The organism is Aeromonas sp. sif2416 (assembly GCF_019218665.1).
Lineage (GTDB): Bacteria > Pseudomonadota > Gammaproteobacteria > Enterobacterales > Aeromonadaceae > Aeromonas > Aeromonas encheleia.
This window is the reverse complement of the sequence record NZ_JAHUXC010000027.1, coordinates 1-668: the sequence shown is the minus strand read 5'-3', so window position 1 is coordinate 668 and position 668 is coordinate 1. Positions and strand designations below refer to the sequence as shown.

The following is a 668-nucleotide window of genomic DNA, read 5'->3' as shown; positions in this document are numbered from 1 at the left end:
TCCCGCTTGGCATGCTCGTTTTTCAGAGCGAAGGCGTAGTCGGTGATGCCGTGCTCTTGCAGCAGGATGGAGAGGATTTCGTCGGGCTTCTGGGCCTGGAACATGCGGGAGTTCTGGCGCAAGGAGAGTCGCCACAGCGCCGGCTGCACCATGAGCTGATAGCGGGTGCGGCGAAAGCCGCTGTCCCCTTGCGCCAGGTCGCTCACCACCCCGCACACCCGCCGTTGCAGCTCGCCCTGGTACCACACCAGCAGCTCGCAGGGCTGGTCCAGCACGGCGCCAAAGTCGATGTCAGGCTGGGGGCTGGCCAATTCCAATCGCAACTGGAACGGCCCGTTCAGCGCCTCTTCCAGTGCAAACTCGGCCACCACGAAGGTGCTCTCGGGCAAGGCCCCCACCTTGACGGTAAATTGTAATCCTGTGCTGTCTGCCATGAAGGGTTCCTTATCCTGCCTGTCCGCTGCCCGAACCAATCACCACGCCGCCGCAACCGATGGCGGTACCGGTCACCGCGATGGGCTTGCCGTTCACCAGCACTGAGCCAACGCCACCCGAGATGCTGCGCGGATGGGGAGGATTGTTGGGTTTGTCGTGGGGCGCCAGCGGGTCACCCTGACGGGCCACCGGCTTACCGTCGAGGAAGACATTCGGGCTCGCGGCAATCACCG

2 protein-coding genes are annotated in these 668 nt (G+C 64.1%); both read right to left on the bottom strand.

Annotated elements, in window-relative coordinates; all coding sequences use genetic code 11:
* Positions 1 to 434: contractile injection system protein, VgrG/Pvc8 family (locus tag KW821_RS21360; RefSeq protein ID WP_256353608.1), on the bottom strand; the 434-nt coding region annotated here is incomplete at its 3' end.
* A gap of 10 nt (positions 435 to 444) precedes the next feature.
* Entirely contained in the window at positions 445 to 666 is a 222-nt protein-coding gene (locus KW821_RS21355; protein WP_218292850.1) for a PAAR domain-containing protein, read from the bottom strand.
* Between the last annotated feature and the right edge of the window lie 2 nt (positions 667 to 668).